2 protein-coding genes are annotated in these 2,285 nt (G+C 69.4%); one reads left to right on the forward strand and one right to left on the reverse strand.

Features of this window, described 5'->3' with window-relative positions:
* Positions 1-1,451 (reverse strand): BUD32 family EKC/KEOPS complex subunit (locus ELR45_RS25040; protein ID WP_205857208.1); only part of this gene is annotated, 1,451 nt, incomplete at its 3' end.
* A gap of 295 nt (positions 1,452-1,746) precedes the next feature.
* Between ELR45_RS25040 and ELR45_RS38990 the strand changes: the two genes are divergently transcribed.
* A partial coding sequence (locus ELR45_RS38990) for an ATP-binding protein (protein WP_205857209.1) occupies positions 1,747-2,285 on the forward strand: 539 nt, incomplete at its 3' end.

Below are 2,285 nucleotides of genomic sequence, written 5' to 3' on the forward strand. Positions count from 1 at the left end.
GTCGCCCCGGTGCCGAGCCGGTCGACCAGGTGATCGCGCAGGTCGCGCAGGATGTCGCGGTGCTCGGCGATCTCCCGGCGGCTGGCGCGCGGGAGCGCCGCCGGTTGGAGGAACGGGATGATCTCGCCGACGACGTCCTCGCCAAGCGTGTTGATCGCGGTGTCGACGGCTCGTCCGGCACCGACCACGGCGGCCGCCGCGGCCAGGACCTGGACGATGTCCGCGCGCAGCGCGACGTCGGTGGCGGCCACCTCGCCGCCTGAAGGATCGAGCAACCAGACCTGGTCGTCGGAGACCATGATGGTTCGTCCGGAGAGCTGGCGGTGGGCCACGTGGTTGCGGTGGAGACAGGCCACCTGTCGCCAGAGATCCTCGAGCCGCTCGTCGCTCATGTCGTCCGCCGCCACGTCGGCGAGGAATGTGCCCGGGACGTGGTCATACACCACCGCTGCCGAGTCGCGGTCGATGCGCAGCACCGATCGGATCTCCGGGGTGCGGGCACCAGCCCGGGCAACCGCCATTGACTGCAAAGTGATCCGGTTGATGGCATCGCGCATCGTGACCGACTGCCGTGGAAGCACCTCCTGGTGAGTCCGTAGCCGCCCGAGTGTCCGGGCGAGCGTTCCCGCGCCCTCGTTGTCGCGGTCGAGTACGAGGACGCTGAACGTGTCGTCGGGGGTCTCGGCGAAGAAGCGCCGGTACTCATCCGCGCGTTGAACCCGCAACGCAATGACGTCGTAGCCGTTCGCGGCAAGCGCCGCGGCGACCTTGCGGCCGCTCGGTGCGACGGACGGCTGCCCACCCACCAGGCGAGCGACCAATCCGGCAGCCGCCCCGATCCCCACCGCGATCAGCAGCCCGCCCACCGTCGCGTGGCCGCGCAGCAACGAGACCGTCACGTCTCCGGCGATGGCGAAGATCGCGACCTGCCGGAAACGCCTCACGTCGAGGCGGGACACGACCGTTACGAGTGTGACCAGCAGCGCCTGGTAGGTCGGCACCGGCGTGCCCTCGGCACCGTCGATGATCGGTACCAGGCTGTCGTGCAACCGCGTCGGCGCCAGCCCGGTCAACCACGCGGACACCAGCACGGTCGCGAGGGCGGCCGCCGCCCCGGCGATCAGCAGTTCGACTGTGATACGGACTCTCCCGCGCAGCATCAGCACCAGGATGAGCACGGGCGGCAAGACGAAGCCGGCCAGGTTGGCGGCGAACGCGACGAGCCCCACCGGACCGTCGGGGATGCGTTCGTTGAAGTCGGCCAAGTCGGCGGTGGCGGCTGTGAGCGTCCGATCGGCGACGATCGAGAGGACGACCAGTGTCGTCATGGCGGCGGTGACCAGCAGCAGCCACAGGGCGTCGATGGGACGCCGCGTGCGAGCGGGCAGCGGCTGCTCGTCGATCACCGCCGGCACGGGCGTGCGGCGCTGTGGATCCATGTGCTTGGTCACGGTGTCCGATCGTCCCACGCCTTATGGATATCGTGCGACGCCACGCACGGCGATGTGGACGAGCGCGATGCCCGGGTGCCCTGGTGCGCAGACCGTCCGGATTGCCCAGGGTGTCGAGTCCCTAAGAAAAGGGCCCTTCGTTCCGGCGCGATCCAGAGGCGACCGGTGTCGGGCCTCGCCTCCACATTGGTCCGGCCGCCGTAGACTGAGCGTCACGCCAGTCTGGGTGGCTCCCCGGAATGCGGAGAGACAAGGCCACCCCGGTCACGAGACGGCGAAGGTGGTAGCGATCGGCATGCCAGGGACGAAGCCGGTGCATACGCCGACGGCGAAGCTGCCCGCGGAGCTGACCAGCTTCATCGGTCGGCGGCGGGAGCTGTCCGAGGCCAGACGGATGCTGTCTGGCAGCCGTTTGGTGACGCTCTCCGGTGCGGGCGGTGTGGGCAAGACCCGGCTGGCGATGCGGATGGCCGCGGAGCTGAGGCGCACGTTTCGTGATGGTGTCTGGTTCGTCGGCCTGGACGCCTTGCACAACCCCAGCCTCCTGGCACACGCGGTCGCTGAGACCTTCCAGCTTCGCCAGGCGTCGGCAGACCCGACCGCTGACCTTGTCCAGTACGTCGAGGACAAGCAGTTGCTGCTGATCCTTGACAACTGTGAGCACCTCTCCGACGCCTGCGCAGTGCTGGCGGGGAAGCTGCTTGCCGCCTCGCCCGGGTTGCGGATTCTCGCCACCAGCCGGCATTTGCTGGGAGTCGAGGGCGAGCAGATCATGCCGGTGCACCCGCTGTCCGTTCCCGCCGCCGACGCGGCAGTGTCGGCCGGCGACGCCAC

It is taken from the genome of Phytoactinopolyspora endophytica (genome assembly GCF_004138495.1).
Lineage (GTDB): Bacteria > Actinomycetota > Actinomycetes > Jiangellales > Jiangellaceae > Phytoactinopolyspora > Phytoactinopolyspora endophytica.